The sequence below is a fragment of the Sulfitobacter sp. HI0040 genome (assembly GCF_001634885.1).
Classification (GTDB): Bacteria; Pseudomonadota; Alphaproteobacteria; order Rhodobacterales; family Rhodobacteraceae; genus Sulfitobacter.
In genome coordinates this window covers 1-382 of the sequence record NZ_LWEX01000234.1, presented here as the reverse complement: position 1 = coordinate 382, position 382 = coordinate 1, and the positions used below count along the sequence as shown (strand labels likewise).

Sequence of the window (382 nt, the reverse complement as noted above, 5' to 3'; positions counted from 1 at the left end):
CCGCCGTCGATGACGCCTGGCGGTTGCCGCCCGCTTCCCTTGGCTGGCGCGGTCTTTCCGGTTCGGCGCTTTGCCGCAAACTGCGTGATCCCGCGCGTACCGATGGCCGGGATGCGGCAGCGCTTGCCGCACATGTGCGCATTTCGGCCTTCGTGGCATGGAGCTTTGCGCCGGGGCCGGACCGCACCGTCCCGCCCGGCGGTGTGACCTCCCTCGCGCAGGATATTCTGGAATGGGGTCGCGCGGGCGCGCCTTGCCGGGGGGATCCTTGAGTTACGGCCCGGCACTTCCCGGGGACGGTAGGACTTGACGGAATGGTCCGGCTCGTGCCCCCGTACCACATGGACATTCTGCACATATCCCGCCCTCTGCCCATCGCCGG

1 pseudogene is annotated in these 382 nt (G+C 69.1%); it reads left to right on the top strand.

Annotated elements, in window-relative coordinates:
• A pseudogene (locus A3728_RS23140) lies at positions 1-272 on the top strand (hypothetical protein); the annotation flags it as partial.
• Positions 273-382 lie beyond the last annotated feature (110 nt).